This window comes from Undibacterium sp. FW305-107 (assembly GCF_058788535.1).
On the sequence record NZ_JBYTAV010000032.1, the window covers coordinates 1 to 546 of the forward strand.

Below are 546 nucleotides of genomic sequence, written 5' to 3' on the forward strand. Positions count from 1 at the left end.
TGTTGATGGTGCTGTTGACTTCGTCTTCACCATCTCCATCATTGCCAATTGCCATTGCCATAATGTGTTCTCTTTCGATATTACGCTTTACCCGTTAAGACCTCTCAACACAGAGGCACAGAGACACAGAGGTGACACAGAGAAAGCAAGAGATAAATCTCTTCGTATTCGCATACACCCATTCTGATCTTCTCCGTGCTTTTCCTCTGTGCCTCTATGGTTACGGGTCTTTAGTTTTTTACCTATACAAAGTAGCCGTGTGAAATGCTGAGGAAGCGTAGCGAGCGGCGCTAGTTTGGACTAAGAAGCGCAGTCGTACTTTAGTACGACGAGCATCGCAGGTTCAAAATCGCGCCGCGCAGTAGCTTCACCAGTATTTCACTTCTTGCCCATATTGCCGGACAATACAACGGAATGCAGGTCGGCGGAGAAGGCACGGACTTCTTCCATGGCGCTCTTGTTGCGGCGAACCAGGAAGTTGTAACCCAGAACAGCTGGAACAGCGACCGCCAGACCAATCGCGGTCATGATCAGCGCTTCACCTAC

The 546-nt window shown here is 49.5% G+C and carries 1 protein-coding gene; it reads right to left on the bottom strand.

Annotation, left to right across the window (positions count from 1 at the left end):
• Positions 1–378: 378 nt before the first annotated feature.
• A partial coding sequence (locus AC3WQT_RS28900) for a MotA/TolQ/ExbB proton channel family protein (RefSeq protein ID WP_492709476.1) occupies positions 379–546 on the bottom strand: 168 nt, incomplete at its 5' end.